Genomic DNA, 18,465 nt, shown 5'->3' with positions numbered 1-18,465 from the left:
TGACAATGATTATCAATCACAACATCAGCGCGCTAGTTGCGAAACGGGCGCTCACAAACACTGGTCGTGACATGGACAAATCCATGGAACACCTAGCAACGGGTATGCGAGTCAATAGACCAGGAGATGATTCCCTGGGATTCGCCGTGTCCGAAAAATTAAGATCACAAATTCGGGGCCTTGGCCAGGCAGAACGAAATACCCAGGATGGTATGTCGTTCCTTCAAGTAACCGAAGGATCTTTAGACCAAGTAAACTCTATCTTACAGAGGTTACGTGAACTTTCCGTTCAATCCTCAAACGGGATTTACTCAAACGAAGACAGAAAACTTGTCCAGTTAGAAGTATCCCAACTTGTGGAAGAAGTAGAAAGAATCGGAACTTCTGCTGAGTTTAACAAAATCAAACCATTGGATGGAAGGTTTTCTCGTTCTTCCAAAAATCCGATGACTTTGCAAGTGGGTGCAAACGGTTCAGAGAAAATAGAACTCTACATCAACACGATGACTAGTTCTTCACTCAAACTAAAACAAGCTGGAAACAAGTTGACTCTATCAACTCCAAATAAAGCTTCCGATTCACTCCAAGTTTTGGACGATGCGATCACTAAAGTCAACCGTCTGCGGTCAGACCTAGGTGCCTATTACAACCGATTGGATTTAACACTGAAATCACTGAGTAACAACTATGTGAACATTGTTTCTTCTGAATCGCAAGTAAGGGATGCAGATATGGCAACGGAAATGGTAGAATATTCCAAAAACCAAATCCTTACCAAATCAGGTGTGGCTATGCTTGCACAAGCAAACCTTCGACCGGAATCCGTAGTAAAACTCCTCACGGACAGATACTAATCGGATCGAAAAAGAAACGGAAATCCTCCTTGCAAACAGGGAGGATTTCTTCAAACTTTGTCCTTATACTTCACAACGAGTGTAAGCGAGGACAATCACTTTGAAACAAATCATCTCCGGAATTCTTTCCCTATCATTACTTTCCACAATCTCTTGTGGATTATCAGAAAACACAAAAAGGCTAATTCTTAGTACTTCTATTGGTTGTGGAGTTGGTCTTGCAATCGGTGCCGTTTATGACGAAGCACAAAGAAAAAAAGATACAAAAAACAAACAGAACGATTTTCAAAGACAAATCAAAGAATCGTTAACAAGAGAAAAAAAGAAGCCACAAAACAAAGGTAAGATTGTAGGTCTTGGAGCTGGATGTTTGGCAGGACTTGGAACAGGTTTTTATCTAAACACTATGTATGACAACATGGCGGAAGAGATGAAAAAACAAGGAATCACATTAGAGAAAAACGAAAGAGGTGGAGAAACTGTTGGTCTCACTGCAACTATGGACGGGGGGATTGCTTTCGAAGATGGAAAAGCTGATCTAAAAGGAAAAGGAAAAGAGAACATTGACAAATTGGCAGAAGCACTTGCAGCTTACCCAGAAACCAAAGTCAATATCTCTGGCCATGCCAACCGAACAGGAGCTGAAGATCTGAACCAACGCCTTTCTCAAGACCGTGCTGTGACTGCAAAAAATGCAATTGTGGAAAATGGTGTAGAGAGCAAACGAATTGGTTCCGTACAAGGTCTTGGTTCTACCACTCCAAGAACAGTGAACGGAAAAGAAATTGATCCAAAAGACGGATCCAACCGACGTGTGGAAGTGGAAATCGTTCCTGCTTCTTAAAAATCGACTGGCATAAAAAAAGGGACCTATTGGGCCCCTTTTGGTTGTTACGGAAAAACCTACATTTATGTAGGTTTTTCTATTTTAAGATCCATACAAATTCAAATTACATACCAAGACCAGGGAATCCACCCATAGCCTGCATTTGTTTGGCGGCACCTGCTTGGGCATCCTGTAAGGCCTTGGTGTAAGCTTCCTGAATCGACTTTTCGAGAAGATTTTTATCTTTTTTATCAAGAAGTTCATCCTCGATTTGAATGGATTTCATTTGGAATTTTCCATCCAAAGTCACTGAGAGAAGTTTATTTTTGGAAATTCCTACAAAATTGAGACCGGCAAGTTCTTTTTCCATGGTTTTTACTTGCGATCGCATCTTTTTCATTTGTTTGAGCATATCAAACTTGTTTCCGCCTGCTCCACCGAACATAATTACCTCTTTTCCTTTCAGGATTATTTTTCTTAAAAAGAAGGCAAATATAAAACATTTCTTTGTCGATACTGTATTTATGATCCATCCCAATTCTCCATACAAACGAATCTGGGATCTTTTTGTTTTTGTTTGTATCACTTACTTCGCAATTGAAGTTCCCATTCGATTGGTATTTCACTATAAACTTTCTGCCGGAGTGAATTATTTTGAAAGAGCCATCCAAGTGGTATTTGGAATTGATGTAATTTTAAATTTCAACACGGCTATTTTAAAAGACCGTCTTCTCATCCATAACCGGAAGATAGTCACGAAATCATATCTACGTTCCTGGTTTCTTATCGATTTCCTATCAGCATTTCCCTTTGACCTTTTCGGCGGATTTTTTTTCCAATACTTTGGAATTACAGATAGTTTAAAAATTTTAAGGTTACTTCGTTCGGTTCGAGTCTTCGAACTTTTTAAATCCCTTCGCCTCCTTGCTCTCGGTGCTGACTCGGATGACAGGTTCAAACTGGTAGAAGTGATTAACCCCATGACCTTCCGCCTTATTTTCTTTGTGTATTGGACAAGTCTATTTGCTCATTGGGTGGCATGCGGTTGGATCCATCTCGGACCTGAATTTTTACCAGACAAAGATATAACAACAAGATACATCCGGGCTCTCTATTGGTCTGTAACCACACTCACAACCATTGGGTATGGGGACATCACCCCGGTAACCAACAGACAAACTGTATACACTATGGGAGTGATGATTTTGGGTGTTGGTATTTACGGGTATGTAATTGGTAATATTGCCACCTTACTTTCAAATTTAGATGTTTCTCGTGTTACCTTTCAAGAAAAACTAAATACCATTGATAGTTTTATTAAATATAAAAAACTACCGCCAAACCTCGCCAATCGTATTCGTTCTTACTACGTAAATCTTTGGGAAAACAAACACGGAATTGATGAATCTGAAATTTGGGACAATCTCCCTTCGGGAATTAAAATTGATGTGTCTTTGTTTTTACATAACCATTTGATTTCAGTGGTTCCCTTTTTCAAAAATGCTCCTGACGAATTAAAAAGAGAAGTAGTTTTAGAATTAAAACCAGCTTTCTATATGAAGGGAGATGTTATTTTTAAAGAAGGAGATGTTCCGCACAATATGTACTTTTTATCCAAAGGCCATGTGGAAGTTATCAAAGAAAAAACTGGTGAATTACTTGCGACTCTCAATTCAGGATCTTTCTTCGGAGAGATGAGCCTTATTGATGATTCTTTGCGGACGGCAACCATCAAAGCCGGTTCTTATTGTGATGTTTATACTTTGGGAAAAGATAGATTTGCAGAAATCTTAAAACACCATCCCGAGTTTGCCAAATATATACAGAGTATTTCCAAAGAACGTAAAAAAAATCAATCAACCAAAAAGAAATCAAAAACAAAAACCTAACCTCTGTTTAATAGCTTAAGGATATCAAGATTTTAGAGAAAGAATCGAATTCTCAGGGTCCACAAGAGAAATGGATTCATCAGCCAACCGGTCAAAGGCATACCAAGCGTTACTATCCTTCTTTAAAGGTTCTTGTTTTTCTGTTTTGGTTTTGATGGATTCCGATTTTGGGATCTCTCCGAGACAAGGAATTTCTTCTATTTGTTTGAGCCGCTCAAGGAGGTCTCTATGTTTTTTGGATGGTCCGAACCAAGAAGGAACAAAGGCTGTTTTTTTCTTTTGGCTAAAAATGGTCTCCGTTTGTGTGATTTCATCTAAAAGCAAATTCACAGCACGGATCGTCCATTTACTGGGAGTTACAGGAATCAAAATCAGTTCTGAATTATAAATGGCTGTTGTGAGTTCATGTTTAGCCGAACCTGGTGTATCGATGATCACAAACTTGTAAGTATCCCGAACTTCATCCAGAGCTCGTTTGAATTGTAAACAAAGGCTACTCGAATCCGGATTGTATTTGGTGAGTTTGGCTAAACTTAAAGTAGAAGGTAAAACATCAAATTGTTTTGTTTCACGAATACAATCTGTCATTCGTTTCATTCCAAGAAGCACCGTCATCACATTGGACTCATCCAAAGAACTGAGATCCAAATCAGGTAAACAGTAGTCCGTTAAGTCCCCCTGCATATCCATATCCACTACGAGGGTTTTTCCGCGCCTGGCAAGAGCGCAAGCTAAGTGGGCCGCGGTGGTGGATTTCCCACTTCCTCCCTTAATATTGGAAACAGAGATGACCTTCATGGGGCATAGAATTCTCCTAATTCACCCTTTGGCCACTGATTTTTTTTTGAATTTTCCTTGGAAAGGACTTCGTAGTCCTTAATTTGGGTTCAGTTATGGCATTCACAATTAGGTTCCGTGTTTGGGACAAACAAGAAAAAGAATTCACTCAGAAAGGCTTTAGTTTAACCCTCGATGGGAAACTTTTAAAGTTTGGACAACCGATCCCAAATGAGGACAATTATATTGTTAATAGTTTTACTGGTTTAAAAGATAAATACGACAAAGATTTATTCGAAGAAGACATCATAGAACATACTGTTGCCAAAGGGGGGAATCTAACCCAACATACAGGCATCATACGATTCAACAATGAACATGGTGCATTTTATATTGAAAATGGTCCGCCGTTACTCCAATTGTTTTCCATCCGTAAAGTAGGAAATCCATACGAAAACCCTATTTTATATGATCTCTATTTAAAAAGTAAATCTTGAGATTTTTATTTCCAATCATCACTTTTTTATTTTTCCTTTGTTTTCCTCTAAGTGCCAATCTCTTAGAGGATTATTGGCAAGCTGTTCAGAACTCAAAAGAAAAATTTGAAATTTCAGACCACAGCCCTAAACGATTTAGTTTTCGAATCGGGGGTGAAATTCCGGCAGTGCTTCATAAAGAATCCCTCAACCATGAAGTTTTTTGGTTCTGTCAAAAATATTTAGATAAGTATCATACAAATTATCCATATCCAAGATTCAAACAGGATATCAGATCTCACCTAACTGATTTATATGGAGACCCTGCGCAAAATTTCCTCAGTGGAAAACTTTCCTTTTCCTGTTTTTCTGGTTGGAAGGAAGGAAGTTCCCTTCTAAAACTATCATTCTTTTTGAACGAAGAGGAATTTTTTCCTTACCGTTGGGATTATTATGATTCCAAAGGACAGCTGTTTTTAACGGAAGAGGATGAAACCAAAAATGGCAAAAAAGACAGTTTTACTTACTACTCTCAATCGGGTTGCCCAAAAGAAATCACAAAAGATAAAAACGACTTTGGAGCCATGGATGAATGGTGGTATTATAAAAACTGCCAACTGGTTCGTGTGGAATATGATTCCAATGAAAATGGATTTAGAGAACGTATTTGTCATTATGAAAATGGAAAAGAATCCTACTGTGAAGGAGTTGGTGAAAAAGAAGAAAGGGAAGCAATTGAATTTGAATCCCATCAAAAATTTCCGGAAGCTTTAAAGGCTTATAGAAAATCTCTAAAAGAATACAAAAAGGAAGTTTCTAATGGAACTTCTAGAACCTGCTCTCTATTAAAAAAAATTGCTAACATTGAATACAATGAGAGGGACTTTGTTTCTTTTACCAAAACTTTAGATGAATTTTTTTCCTATCGAGCCTGCGAATCTGATTCTTTGGATGTCCTCATCTACAAATCCTATTATTATTTATATGTTTTGGGAGATTACAAAACAGCCAAAGATAGTTATCAAAAAACAGCTGAAATCTATCGAAAAACCCATGGAGAAATCAGCCCGGAAATTTTAATGAATTTAGCATATTCTCAATTTATGGACAAAGACCCTAACTCCTGTTTGGCCAGTTTAGAAAAATTGAATAGTCGTAGGCTCTCAGCCTACCCTCGTTTTTTTCTCTTCTACTATAGGGGCTCCTGCGAAATGAGCCTTGGGCGATTTGAAGATGCTTACACCAACTTAAAACGGGCACAAATTCTAGGTGGTGAACGTGAATTTTTGCCAGTTGTTTACTACAAGTTAGGAAGGGCGTCCTTTGCCACAAACAGAGAAGTGGAAGGGAACCTTTGGACCCACCAGGCTTTGTTGTATGATTTTACTTTGATGGATCAAATGGATTCCGATCCCTACTTTGAAAGATTCTTTGAATCTCCAAACGGGAAAACGCACAAAAGAAAATATTACTTGAATAAACAAAAAAAACAATGATAGTCGTCTCCTACGGAGACTACTGGATCAATGAAAAATTTTACGACGCTGAATGATGTTTTTTATTATGCAAATCGAGCTTATGGTTCTAAGGAAATGTTCCTTGGAAAGGATGCTGGAAAAAACTTTATCGGTCGTACGTTCTCAGATATATTTCACAAAGCAGAAAACTTAGCTCTTTCCCTTTTACAAATGGGAATCCAACCGGGAGACCGAGTGGGTCTTATGGCAGACAATCGAACGGAATGGGCGATTGCCGACATCGCGACTCTGTTAAATGGTGCCATCAACGTACCACGTGGTTCAGATTCCACTCCTCAAGAAATTGAATACATCTTAAGCCACTCAGAAAGTAAGTATTGCTTTGTAGAACATGAAAAATTATACGATAGTTTGAAACCGGTACTTTCCAATACCAAAGTGGAAAAGGTCTTCATTTTAGATCCAGGATTCAAATCAAAAGATAACTTTGCCATCCCCATTGATACACTCATAGCCGATGGTGAAACACTTCGTAAAAACCTTCCTTCTTTGGAACTCAGATCCAAACAAGTGAAACCAGATGACCTATTTACCATTATTTATACTTCCGGAACTACAGGAATGCCCAAAGGTGTGATGCTTTCGCACCAAAACATGGTATACAATGTGGTGAAGGTTCCACCTCGTGTGGGATTAAAGAGTTCGGATCGTACCCTTTCGATCCTTCCTGTTTGGCATATTTTTGAACGGGCCATTGACTATGCGATCATCGCGGAAGGTGCTTCCATCGCTTATACAAACATTCGAGATCTCCGAGATGACTTTCAAAAAATAAAACCCAGTTTTATGGCTTCCGCTCCAAGGCTTTGGGAAAACCTTTATCTTGGCATTAAACAGAAGTTAGAGAAAGCACCCGAAAACAAAAGGAAACTTTTTGACTTCGCTTATGATATTTGCAAAAAATTCAAAGATGGACAAGATTATCTTGCAGGAAACAAACTTCTAACCAAAGAAGAATCGCCTTTCGAACGGGCTAAAAACACAGCTCTCTCCCTTGGGTATGTCTTAAATTTGTATTTACTCTCCAAGGTTTTAGATGGACTCGTTTTTTCTAAAATTCGAGATGTTTTAGGCGGCCACCTAACAGGAACAATCTCTGGTGGAGGTGCTCTTCCTGCCCATGTCGATGAATTCTTTAACGTAATCGGAATTCCTGTGTATGAAGGTTATGGAATGACGGAATGTGCCCCCATCATTTCCGTTCGTTCCGTAGGAAAGGTAGTTCAAGGATCTGTTGGAAAATGGCCAGAAGGAACTGTTGTTAAAATCGTAAATGAACAAGGTGAGTCTGTTCCCAAAGGGAAAATGGGTGTCATCCATATCAAAGGACCACAAGTGATGAAGGGGTATTACAAAAATGAAGAAGCCACCTCGAAAACCATCCTCGATGGTTGGATGAATACGGGAGACCTAGGTTTCATTTCTTTTAACGATACACTTTCTGTTCGCGGGCGTGTTAAAGACACAATCGTACTCTTAGGTGGCGAGAATGTGGAGCCGGTTCCGATCGAAAATCTACTCTTGGAAAATGCTCTCATCAACCAAGTCATTGTCGTCGGTCAGGATCAAAAATCACTGACTGCTCTTGTTTGGCCAGATAAAGATCGAATGAAAGAAGCAGGCTTGAACCCAAAAGACGGCGAAGATCTAAACCAAAATAAAGAGATTCGATTGTATTTTCAAAACATCATCAAAAAACAAATATCTTCTGAAAACGGATTTAAGTCTTTTGAGAAACTATCTGACTTCCGGTTTTTACCGAAAGCCATGGAAGTTGGAGATGAACTCACAAACCTTTTCAAAATGAAAAGAAATATCATTCACGACAAATACAAAGATCTAATCAAATCGATGTACAACTAAAGAGAATTGAGTATAGTTCCTACCACTTCCCCAAGTTCCCGAGAAAGGTTGGGGAGGTTAGATAGAACTTCTAATTCTTTTTTCGCAATCTTTGGTAAATTTCCTTTTTGTTTGGATACTGGAGAAAACAGTTTTGTTAAAGCAGCAGCCATTTGTGGGTTGATTTCATTCAAACGTTTGATCCTTTCCGCCAAAAAGGTATAACCACTTCCATCTTCTTTATGAAATGAAAGTGGGTTTCTTGCCAAACTAAAATACAAAGATCTCACCTTATTCGGATTACGAATGTTAAACTGTGGATGATTTTCTAATTGTTCTGCAATTTTACATCGATCCTCTCCAGTAGCCACTTGCGCAGCAAACCAAACATCCAAAACCAAATGATCTTGTTTCCATTTATCAAAGAATAAGTTTACAGATGTTTCTTTCTCTTTGGACTCTACTTCCAAAAGAAATTTGAGAGCGGAAACTTCCTCGCTCATATGTTTGGCTTCTCTTTGTTCCATCACCGCCAATCGTTCAAATTTTTTTGAAGGATCATATAGAAGATAATAAAGTGCGATATTTTTTAAACGTCGTTTCCCAATTTCTTCCTTGGTTTGAACAGGAATTGTTTTTCTGTTTTCTTCTAATAACACTTGAAATTCTTTTGTAAAAGTAGTAGAGATAGATTCTATGGCCCAAACTCTTAAATTTTGAATTTTTGTGAATTCATAACATCCAATACTTTCGCTAATCTGTGTTAATCCAGGAAAAGAAAGATAAAAACTATGATAAGTTTTATCCCAATTTCTCCCAAAGGAATCTCCGATTGTTTCTAAAATTACCGAAAAATTATCTTCTTTTCCGAAAAGAAGCGACTTACGAAACCATTCAAAAATCAGATTTTGAAAAGCAAAAAAACGTGAAACACCATCCGTTTCTACTTTTGCTAAAATTTTGATTTCCTCTTCTGATTGTTTATAATCTAATCTTATTGGACTGGAAAGAGAACGAAATAAAGAAACAATTGGTTTGGTTCCCTTACTGTCAAGTGCCGCCATACGAATCTGGTCGCGGGCACCGGACATCACACGTTTTTCTTCTCTCACTAATCTTCCTTCTCTATCAAATACCGCAAAGGAATTTGAAAACACTAACGGATATTCGCTGGAACCGGTATCGGTCAGCTCTAAAATCCATTCATTGGAATCTTTGGCATAAATTTCTTTTACTGAAATCATTGGGGTTCCACTGCGGTGGTACCAATTGCGAAGATAGGGAATTGCGGAACCATTCACTTCTTCCATGGAGGAAACAAATTCTTCAAAGGTGACCCCTTGGCCATCATATTGGGAAAGGTAGAGTTTTAATCCTTTTTTGAAATTTTCTCTCCCAATCAGTTCTGATACCAAACGGATGACTTCTGCTCCCTTTTCATAAACAGTAACCGTATAAAAATTATTCATCTCTTTATAAGTTTTAGGAAGGATGGGATGAGACATGGGACCTTGGTCTTCCGGAAATTGAAATTCTTTCAGAAACAATACGTCTTTAATTCGTTTCACCGAAGGGTCAGTCATATCTTCTGTAAACCACTGGTCACGAAATACAGTAAGTCCTTCCTTTAGAGTTAAATTGAACCAATTGCGGAGTGTGACCCGATTGCCTGTCCAATTGTGAAAATACTCGTGAGCAATCACAGCAAGGATGGCTTCAAAACTTTCATCGGTAGCCGATTTTTTATTGGCAAGCACGAGTTTGGCATTAAAGAGATTGAGTCCTTTATTTTCCATGGCACCCATATTGAAGTCTTCCACTGCCACAATCATAAATAGATCCAAATCATACTCTAATCCAAAAGTATCTTCATCCCACTTCATTGCTTTTTTTAAAGAATCAAAAGCAAAACCTACCTTCTCCTCATTTCCTTTTTCTATGAATATCTTGAGAGTGATCTCCCTTCCGGATTTGGTGATAAAAGAATCTACTGTTTCTTGCAATTCCCCTGCCACGAGGGCAAACAAATAGGATGGTTTAGGAAATGGATCTTCCCAAACCACTTCCCGTTTACCACCTTCAAATTGTTTGTCGCCTACCAAATTTCCATTGGACAACATCACAGGAAAAAGTGTCTGATCTCCCGAAATGGTCACAAGAAAACGCATCATATTATCTGGTCTGTCGATGGAATAAACAATCTTACGAAAACCTTCTGGTTCATTTTGGGTACACAACATAGAACCAGATTTATACAATCCTTCGAGTGAAGTATTCTTGGCAGGACAAATTCGGTTTTCTACAGTGAGGCGAAACTTGTCCTTTGGTGGATGCGGAATGAGGATTCCTGTTGGAGAAACTTGGTAGTCTTCGGGATCAACGATAGCTCCATCAATCCGAAGGGATAAAAATTCTAAAGATTCTCCATTTAAAAAAAGAGGTTCAATACTTTCTGATTGAAGAACAACTTCGTAATCAGCTCTGACAACCGTCAGGTGCAGATCTAAATCAAATCGTAAATCTAACTTGGGGGTTAACCAAGGATTTGGTTTATAGTCTTCTAGTTTGTGAATCGGAGAGAAGGAGGATTGCATCATCCTCCTTCTTTAAGGCATAGGCCTTACCGGAAAAGTGAATTTTAGTTCTGTTTTTCTTTTCTTTTATCCTCAGCAAAGGTCACTTTTAGATTCCGACCGTCGACAGGTTGGCCATTCATTTGGGTCACAGCCTCTTCTGCCTCTTCCGGATTGGCGTAAGTAATAAATGCAAACCCTCTAAAATTACCAGTTTCCCGGTCATGAATCATTTTCAGATCTTGAATCACTCCGTAAACGGAGAAAATCTGGCGTATATTTTCTTCCTTAAGAGAAAATTTTAAATTCCCTACATAAATTTTGTTAGAAACCATTCCTGTCCTCGTAAAACCAACTGCATGTTCCAATGTCCTTGGAACGGCTCGATTAGATACAATTGAAAGAAATTGTCAACATCAAATATTTCTTGCATATTCTGAAAGATCGAGATTATTTGTATGTCTTCTCTAGGTACCCCTTTGAACGAAAAACCCTATATCCTTTGCATCGATGACGAATTCTTTATCCTTTGGAACCTGAAAGAACAATTAAAAAAAGTATTTGGGTCCAATTTCACTATCGAAACTGCAGAAAGTGCGGAAACAGCAAAAGAGATTATGAAAGAAATTGCGGAAACCTCCGCAGACTTAGCGGTCGTCATTTGTGATCATGTCATGCCAGGACAGAAAGGCGACGAATTCCTGATCGAAATGCAGGAAACCCACCCTCGTACCAAAAAGATTATGTTAACCGGCCAAGCACCAGCACAAGCCATAGGGAATGCCCTGAATCATGGTTGTTTGTACCGGTATCTCTCCAAACCATGGGATGCCCATGATTTAGAACTCACCATCAAACAGGCCATTGATGCTTACTTTCAAGAGAAGTCATTAGAAGAAAAAAATAAGGAACTAGCGGACTCTTTGTACTTTCATAGGGACTCCAAATATCCAAATTTTGAATCTTTAGTGAAACAACTCAAAGGAGATGGTAACCATCGCAACGACCAATCCATCTTACTGATGAAAATTGTGAGTTTCCCAAGCATAATCAAAACCTTTGGAATCGAAGTTTACCGAAAGATATTTAAAAAACTCCTCCAATTACTTTCTGTACATCTACAAAACGAAGATACAGTTTTCCATATTTATTCGGATGAAATTGCCATCCTTTCGAATCTTTCCGAACAAGGACTGGTTGAAAAAATGCGTAGTTTTCGGATGATCTTAAAATCCGACGATTTGATTTTGGATGGAGTGGGATTCCATTTGGAATGTCGGTATTCCTCCGCTTCTGGCCAAGAAGATTGTTACTACAAAGCAAAACTGGCCCTATTTCGTGCGGAAACACAAGGTTCCACCGACTTTGTATCTTACACCGAGGACCTATCAACAGACCACCACCTACAAAATTTTCAGTGGAGTCAAAAGATCCAAACAGCCATTACCAACAAACAAATTGTTCCTTATTTCCAGGGTATTTTAGACAACCAAACAAAACAAATACGAAAGTTTGAATGTTTAGCAAGAATCAAAGATAAAGATACCATCCTCACACCAGATGTTTTTTTAAAACTAGCAAAGGTTACTGGAAGCATTCGAATGATTGGTTTGCAAATGATTGATGAGTCTATGAATTTTTTCTCTGACAAACCATATGATTTTTCGATCAACCTCACCGAATCCGAGTTAGAATATAAAAGTTTTAGTAAATGGGTAGAGGGTCGTTTATCACATTACAATATTGATGCCAAACGAGTGACTTTTGAAATACTAGAAGACATTAGTTTTTCAGAGAATAAAAATAGTTTGTATACCATTCGGGATTTAAAAACCATTGGTTGTCAAATTGCCATTGACGATTTTGGAGTTCAGTATTCCAATCTTTCTCGTTTACTCGAAGTGGATCCTGATTATCTAAAAATTGATGGTCAGTTCATTAAAAACCTACCAGAGAACAGAACTGCCTATCTTCTCGTCCAAGGTATTGTCGAACTAGCACGTGGAATTGGTGCCAAAGTAGTGGCAGAGTTTGTTGATAGGGAGGCCATTCAAGATATGATAGAAACTTTAGGGATCGAATACTCCCAAGGTTATTTATTTATGAAACCTTCTCCAAATCTGCCAGAAACAAACAAATTACAATTATAAGTCGTGGAATCTAAATCTATAAAACGTTATCTAGACCATCGTTCTAAAAATACAAAACTTGCCCATTGGATCTTACTCGGGTTTGATATTGTAACTCTGGTGATTTTTATACCCACATTTTATGTTACGGGCATTTTTGGTGAAGACCTTTTCATTAACATATTTCTAATCGTTATTTTTTTTGTTTTTTTTATTATTCCCCATATCTTTCTTTATATCTTTCAAAAATCAAAGTGGACAGAGTTTAATTCTGATACAAAAACAATTCATTTAGGTGAACGAAATAAAATTATCAAAAGTTTAAACTTTAATCAAATAAGACATACATCTATTTCAGAATATACTTATACAGTGAAAACCAAAAACGGATCAAGGACAATTACTGTTTTTACTGTGTTAGGTCATTTAGAAGCCGAAACTCTTCAATTGGCAGAATCAACCAATTTCCCTGAAATTCGTTCGTTTGGAGAAACCATTACCAAAATATTAAAAACTTCCATCCAAAATGAATCGGGAAAATTGATTTCTTATTCAGAACTAGATCTACCCATCCATAAACGAATCCTACCAAAAGAAATTTCAGAATCCGAAATTACCTTTCAGCCCGATTCCCAAATCACGATTACAAGGACAAACCAAGAGAGTTTACTGAAATCACGGTACCAACCTAAAATATTTGTATTTGTTGCCATTACAGTTAGTTTTGCTCTCACTTTAATCATTCATTTTGTGATTGGATCTGTCTTTGATTTATCAATAGAATCTTGGAAATTCCCTCCTTCGTATTTTCAGTTGGTGTTTTTGATTGTATCTCTAAGCATTGGTTTTTTTCCTTTGGCTTATGTATGGTGGAATTACAAAAAAAGAAAAGAAATTCGAATCACAAAAGATTCAATTTATTGGAATGATACCTGTTATGTTTTTCAAAAATGGGAAGAGATTCTTCTCAAAGAAAACAAACTTTATATCGTCAACGATTTAGAAACAAAAACTCATTCTTTGTTTTTCTTTTGTTTACCAGGTGACTATCCTATTGTGCGAAATTGGATTTTAATAGAGATTGGAAAACAATCTGGTGGAAACGAAGACTTAGGAAGGTTTTAATTTAGATAGGATCACAAAAGGAACCCTATCCATTTCCGATTGGGAAAAGGTAGGGTTCCAAAAGATTAAAAAGACTTATTGTGCGGGAACAACAGGAACTTCTTTTTTCTTTTTCTCTTTGGAGAGCAGTCCTTTGAGTTTTTCTTGAGTGGCAGGGTCTTGGAGTTTTTCCTTTCCCATTTGGATGGCTTTTTGCCCTTCTTCTGAATTGGCTTTTTCGATCAGTTTGTTCACAAGACCTGGTTCTTCAGAACTTCCGTCGCTTGTCTGGGAGCTTGCACAACCGATTGAGAGTGATAGCATGATTGCTAATAGTAGTGTTTGTTTCATTTGGAGTATCCGTAATTGTGAAAAATTAGATTGATAAACACCTTTTCAGTCAATGGAAAAACAAAATCGTTTGTAGAAAACGAGGCTAACTCTAAAACCATTCCTAAACTCCAAGTAAAGTATAAGGATGTTTCATGAATCAATCCACTCATGACAAGGATTCAGCCCAATTAGAAGCACTGGGGCTCAAATCCGAATTTGAACGCAGTATGAGTTTCTGGGAAAACTTTTCCCTAGGATTTACTTATCTCTCCCCCGTAGTCGGAGTTTATTCCGTATTTGCCCTAGCCATCCAAGCTGGTGGACCCCCTATGATCTGGAATTATCTTCTCGTAGGTTTTGGCCAATTCCTCGTTTGTCTAGTCTTTGGAGAAATAGTATCCCAGTATCCGATCTCTGGTGGGATCTATCCCTGGTCACTCCGTTTGGTGGGAGAACGATGGGCTTGGATGTCGGCATGGGTATATGCCTGGGCACTTTTTACAACAGTCGCTGCTGTCGCAGTGGGTGGAGCTCCTTTCTTAAGTCAACTTTTGGGAATCGAATTTGGAAACTCTGGTTTTATATGGATTGCCATCATCATGATTCTGATTTCGACCCTTCTCAATCTCAGTGGAACAAGACTACTTTCGAAGGTTGCCTTCTTTGGATTTTTATGTGAACTCATTGGTGCTATTGTTGTCGGAGGATACCTTCTACTCTTTGCAAAAGTGAATTCAATTTCTATACTTTGGAATACATTTTCTCTCGGAAATGGAGTGGATTATTTCCCAGCTTTCCTTGCTTCTTCCGTGGCCGCTATGTTCTGCTATTATGGGTTTGAGGCCTGCGGGGATGTTGCAGAAGAAACACCGAATGCAAGTATAGCAATTCCTAAATCCATGCGAATGACCATTTATATTGGAGGGGGTGCTGCCACCTTCGTTTGTTTGGCGCTATTACTTGCCCTGCCCAATGTTGAAAAAGCAATCTCAGGCGAAGATAATGATCCTGTCACCACAACGCTAGTTGCCGCAATGGGACTTGTAGGCTACCGTATGGTAATTGTCGTAGTAATGGTTTCTTTTTTATCTTGTTTACTCAGTTTACAAGCCGCTGCAAGTCGATTGTTGTTTTCCTTTGCCCGTGATGGAATGATTTTTGGAAGTAAACATTTAAACCATCTTTCCAAATCAGGTAAGGTTCCAGTGAATGCACTCATTGTCACAGGCCTCATTCCTATCGTCATTGCGAGTATGGGTCATTGGTTACAAGATGCAGTGACAACTATCATCAGTTTTGCATCTGCAGGGATCTATGTAGCCTTTCAAATGGTTGTCATCGCAGCTTTGTATGCACGATTCAACGGATGGAAACCGAAAGGTTCATTTACTTTAGGAAAACTCGGAGTGTATATCAACGGCCTCGCTCTTTTTTATGGCATCACCGCGGTTGCCAATATGGTTTGGCCAAGAACTCCTGAAGAACCTTGGTACATCAATTATGGGATGATCTTTACTACCCTTGTTGTGATTTCCTCAGGGATTCTCTATCTACTGATAGCCAAACCGCATCTAAAAAGAAAGAAGTGATTCTCATTCGAATCGAATCCTAATATTTGGGAAAGATCATTCTCTTTCCCAAACCATGTATTCGCCACCAGAAATTTCTTCTTTCAAAACAGTTTTAAAACCAGGCAAATAATTCCCACCAAATCCATGAAAGGTGATGAGTTTTGATTTTGGCTTCAATAAAAGAAGATTTTGTTTTAAGATTTGTAAGTCCTTTAGAAATCGACTTGCCGATTTTTCTTTTTGTTGATCAATCGAATGTTTTCCTTTCATCGTTTCATACAAAGGATTAAAACAATAATAATGTGAATGGCCGGATGGAAAGTTTTTTAAAAAATCAAACCTTTGGAACTCCACTTGATTTCTATCCCAAAGAATTTTTTGAGATTCGGATACAGAGACTAGGTCTTCCCTATCTTCCAGACCAATGATACGAATGGTATCTTTTGAAAGCAAAGAAAGATAAATACAAAACTTTCCCACTCCAGAACCTAAGTCAACAATGGACTTTGCCTGATCCACTTGCAAGTAGGCCCATGTCCTCTCAATCACAGAAACAGGCGTCCATTGGAAGGGAGAAAGAGTTTGGAAATTTTTTGGTAAATAAGAATCCCATACGACATCTGTCATTGGATCCCCTACGCTGATTTTCTGTCTTCGATCCAAAAATTGGTTTCTCATTTTTTCCCTTGTGTTACACCTATTGGCCTATGGACCAAAAGATTCAGTATTTGAACCAGATGATTGAGATCATTGATAACAAAGTTACCATTTTTAAAAAGAACAAGTCCAAATTACCCCAGGCTGCTTATGCTGCTGAAAAACAAGTTCTCACTCGCACCATCCAAGATACAATCCAATTGGCAGAAGAAATCAAACCTGTTCCCTTTTCTCTGATTAATGACTTGAAAGCACTGATCAAACAATTATAATTTTTATTTCCTTCGTCTTAGGCTAATGCCATGAAACCCAATTTTTGTTACCAAGTTCCCGTTGTGGTTGGTTCTGGAATTTCCGGGGCAACTATAGCCATGATGGATTCAAGTGTTGTTGTTTACGACAAAGGAAGATCCTATGGTGGACGGGTTTCTGGTAAGTTTGGAACCGAGCCCTTTGTTTATGACTTTGGAGCGACCATGTTTCGTGACCTAATGGAAGTACATTGGCTCGGCCAGGAAACAAAGTATTCTTTGTCTGAAATTTGGAAAACCAAATCGATAGAGATCCAAACCAAGGGAATCTATGATAGAGACCATTTTTATCCAATAAAAGGAATGTCGGATCTGGTTCTAACAATGCTTGGGAAAGTAAAACCTTTCCAAGGTCATACTCTTAACAAATTAGAATCTTCAGAATTAGAAACTTGGAATTTAGAATTCCATAACTCGGCGACCAAAGAGATAGAAACCGTCTGTTCCCATTCGGTCGTTCTCACCCTTCCGATACCACAAATTTTAGAAATCATCGATAGATCTGATAAAAATTCCAAATTACAACGATGGGCTAATTTTTTAGAGCCTTTTAATGACTACCGCAAAACATTGGTTAGTTATTTTTATTGGGACAGTTGGAAACCAAATTGGAAAACTTTTCATTTAGATCCAAATTCATTGATTCCCATCACTACATCTCTACACAGAGGGAGTGATTGGGAATACCAAAGTTGGGAAAGTTTAAAGTATCCAAATGAGTTTCAAGAAGGTTCTGCCCTTCTTGTACAATTCGGAGCCATATTCTCTGAAACTCATTTTGAGAATTGGATGGACTCGGAAAAAAAGCCAAACCCAGAATATAAAGAATATCTGATCCAAGGACTGAAAGAAAAATTTGGCGCACCTGAACCCAATCTAATTTGGACCCATAGGTGGAAATATGCACAAGCCCAAATGCCTCTCCTTGGTCGCGAAGGCCCCTTGTTACTGGACTCCGAGACTTTCGAGGAATGGAAACAACTTTGTAAACAAACAGGAATTACCATCCTTGGCGATTGGTTTTTTGGTGCGAAAATAGAAAGGATCGTTGGTGGAATCTATTTCCTATCTCATAACAACTTACTCTGATTCTTCTTTGGCAAGTAACTCGCGAAACTGATTCACTCTCCGTCGATTGGCAAAGATATCCCATAACCCAAGTATCGATTGCGAACGAATTTGGGCTTCCTGTTTGTCTTCAGGAAAATAAATTTCTACTCGATCCGGAAAACGAAAAACCTTTGTAAAAAAAATTACTCGAATGTATTCCCCATCCTTTTCTTCACTAATCCAAATGTTTTCCGATTCGTGGAAGTATTTGGATATTCTATCAAAGGCAACCCGGCGAGAAGTTTTATAAAATATGGGATCTACTTTATGAACAATATTGTATTGCATACTTTGGCTAGAAACACAGTTAGGTGATGGAGGACAACCCCTGAGTTCACCGTCGCTCACACCGGAGAGTGGACTTAAGACACTCATACAACAAATAAAAAAAACGCTCAATGCAGCTTCCATTACTTCCAAAAAAAATGTATCTCTATTTTTTACTTGCAGAATTTCAGAATTTCGTGTTTTTTAT

At 38.2% G+C, this 18,465-nt stretch carries 18 protein-coding genes; 11 read left to right on the top strand and 7 right to left on the bottom strand.

The features are described 5' to 3' along the window. Nucleotides 1-5: 5 nt before the first annotated feature. Both EHQ49_RS13470 and EHQ49_RS13465 read left to right on the top strand, forming a co-directional pair. Nucleotides 6-854, top strand: coding sequence for a flagellin N-terminal helical domain-containing protein (locus EHQ49_RS13470; RefSeq protein WP_135580742.1), 849 nt, complete (start codon nt 6-8; stop codon nt 852-854). A 100-nt stretch (nt 855-954) separates the two neighbouring features. Beyond that, the gene (locus EHQ49_RS13465; RefSeq protein WP_135580184.1) at nt 955-1,698 is read left to right on the top strand and encodes an OmpA family protein; all 744 of its coding nucleotides are present in this window, start codon (nt 955-957) and stop codon (nt 1,696-1,698) included. Nucleotides 1,699-1,804: 106 nt separating this feature from the next. Here EHQ49_RS13465 and EHQ49_RS13460 read toward each other — a convergent pair whose 3' ends face one another. Next, on the bottom strand, nt 1,805-2,125 hold the full coding sequence (locus EHQ49_RS13460) for a YbaB/EbfC family nucleoid-associated protein (RefSeq protein WP_100717416.1): 321 nt from the start codon (nt 2,123-2,125) through the stop codon (nt 1,805-1,807). 79 nt (nt 2,126-2,204) lie between these two features. On the opposite strand from EHQ49_RS13460, the gene EHQ49_RS13455 reads away from it, so the two are divergent. Then, nucleotides 2,205-3,569, top strand: a complete 1,365-nt coding sequence (locus tag EHQ49_RS13455; RefSeq protein WP_135580183.1) for an ion transporter — start codon at nt 2,205-2,207, stop codon at nt 3,567-3,569. Nucleotides 3,570-3,593: 24 nt separating this feature from the next. Here EHQ49_RS13455 and EHQ49_RS13450 read toward each other — a convergent pair whose 3' ends face one another. Continuing rightward, entirely contained in the window at nt 3,594-4,367 is a 774-nt protein-coding gene (locus EHQ49_RS13450; RefSeq protein ID WP_135580182.1) for a ParA family protein, read from the bottom strand. Between the two features lie 95 nt (nt 4,368-4,462). Between EHQ49_RS13450 and EHQ49_RS13445 the strand changes: the two genes are divergently transcribed. Genes EHQ49_RS13445 through EHQ49_RS13435 form a run of 3 tightly spaced genes read left to right on the top strand, consistent with a single transcriptional unit; the run spans nt 4,463 to nt 8,223 of the window. Then, nucleotides 4,463-4,843 (top strand): YopX family protein, encoded by a 381-nt coding sequence (locus tag EHQ49_RS13445; protein ID WP_135580181.1) that lies wholly within the window; start codon nt 4,463-4,465, stop codon nt 4,841-4,843. Nucleotides 4,844-4,857: 14 nt separating this feature from the next. Next, nucleotides 4,858-6,318 (top strand): tetratricopeptide repeat protein, encoded by a 1,461-nt coding sequence (locus EHQ49_RS13440; RefSeq protein ID WP_135580741.1) that lies wholly within the window; start codon nt 4,858-4,860, stop codon nt 6,316-6,318. A 30-nt stretch (nt 6,319-6,348) separates the two neighbouring features. Then, complete coding sequence (locus tag EHQ49_RS13435) at nt 6,349-8,223, top strand: AMP-dependent synthetase/ligase (RefSeq protein ID WP_135580180.1); 1,875 nt, start codon at nt 6,349-6,351, stop codon at nt 8,221-8,223. Here the strand turns inward: EHQ49_RS13435 and pepN are convergent. Further along, nucleotides 8,220-10,799, bottom strand: coding sequence for an aminopeptidase N (gene pepN / locus EHQ49_RS13430; protein WP_135580179.1), 2,580 nt, complete (start codon nt 10,797-10,799; stop codon nt 8,220-8,222). The genes EHQ49_RS13435 and pepN overlap by 4 nt on opposite strands. A gap of 41 nt (nt 10,800-10,840) precedes the next feature. Further along, entirely contained in the window at nt 10,841-11,110 is a 270-nt protein-coding gene (locus tag EHQ49_RS13425) for an RNA recognition motif domain-containing protein (protein WP_002974517.1), read from the bottom strand. A 144-nt stretch (nt 11,111-11,254) separates the two neighbouring features. On the opposite strand from EHQ49_RS13425, the gene EHQ49_RS13420 reads away from it, so the two are divergent. Together EHQ49_RS13420 and EHQ49_RS13415 are read left to right on the top strand one after the other, a co-directional pair. Then, entirely contained in the window at nt 11,255-12,925 is a 1,671-nt protein-coding gene (locus EHQ49_RS13420) for an EAL domain-containing response regulator (protein ID WP_135580740.1), read from the top strand. A gap of 3 nt (nt 12,926-12,928) precedes the next feature. Next, nucleotides 12,929-14,029 (top strand): hypothetical protein, encoded by a 1,101-nt coding sequence (locus EHQ49_RS13415; RefSeq protein ID WP_244241483.1) that lies wholly within the window; start codon nt 12,929-12,931, stop codon nt 14,027-14,029. A 75-nt stretch (nt 14,030-14,104) separates the two neighbouring features. On the opposite strand, the gene EHQ49_RS13410 is transcribed toward EHQ49_RS13415, so the two are convergent. After that, the gene (locus EHQ49_RS13410; RefSeq protein WP_135580178.1) at nt 14,105-14,359 is read right to left on the bottom strand and encodes a hypothetical protein; all 255 of its coding nucleotides are present in this window, start codon (nt 14,357-14,359) and stop codon (nt 14,105-14,107) included. A gap of 134 nt (nt 14,360-14,493) precedes the next feature. Between EHQ49_RS13410 and EHQ49_RS13405 the strand changes: the two genes are divergently transcribed. After that, nucleotides 14,494-15,930, top strand: coding sequence for an APC family permease (locus tag EHQ49_RS13405; protein ID WP_135580177.1), 1,437 nt, complete (start codon nt 14,494-14,496; stop codon nt 15,928-15,930). A gap of 36 nt (nt 15,931-15,966) precedes the next feature. Here the strand turns inward: EHQ49_RS13405 and EHQ49_RS13400 are convergent, their stop codons facing one another. Next, a complete protein-coding gene (locus EHQ49_RS13400) occupies nt 15,967-16,590 on the bottom strand; it encodes a methyltransferase (protein ID WP_135580176.1) in 624 nt (207 codons plus the stop codon). 29 nt (nt 16,591-16,619) lie between these two features. On the opposite strand from EHQ49_RS13400, the gene EHQ49_RS13395 reads away from it, so the two are divergent. Together EHQ49_RS13395 and EHQ49_RS13390 are read left to right on the top strand one after the other, a co-directional pair. Then, nucleotides 16,620-16,841, top strand: coding sequence for a hypothetical protein (locus EHQ49_RS13395; RefSeq protein WP_135580175.1), 222 nt, complete (start codon nt 16,620-16,622; stop codon nt 16,839-16,841). Between the two features lie 30 nt (nt 16,842-16,871). Further along, nucleotides 16,872-17,969 carry an NAD(P)/FAD-dependent oxidoreductase gene (locus EHQ49_RS13390; protein ID WP_135580174.1) on the top strand — a complete coding sequence of 366 codons (1,098 nt, stop codon included), beginning with the start codon at nt 16,872-16,874 and terminating at the stop codon, nt 17,967-17,969. Here EHQ49_RS13390 and EHQ49_RS13385 read toward each other — a convergent pair. Further along, on the bottom strand, nt 17,961-18,389 hold the full coding sequence (locus EHQ49_RS13385) for a DUF1499 domain-containing protein (protein WP_244241482.1): 429 nt from the start codon (nt 18,387-18,389) through the stop codon (nt 17,961-17,963). The two genes, EHQ49_RS13390 and EHQ49_RS13385, sit on opposite strands and share 9 nt — an antisense overlap. Nucleotides 18,390-18,465 lie beyond the last annotated feature (76 nt).

The sequence above is a fragment of the Leptospira perdikensis genome, from assembly GCF_004769575.1.
Taxonomy (GTDB): domain Bacteria; phylum Spirochaetota; class Leptospiria; order Leptospirales; family Leptospiraceae; genus Leptospira_A; species Leptospira_A perdikensis.
This window is presented reverse-complemented; position numbering and strand designations above follow the sequence as displayed.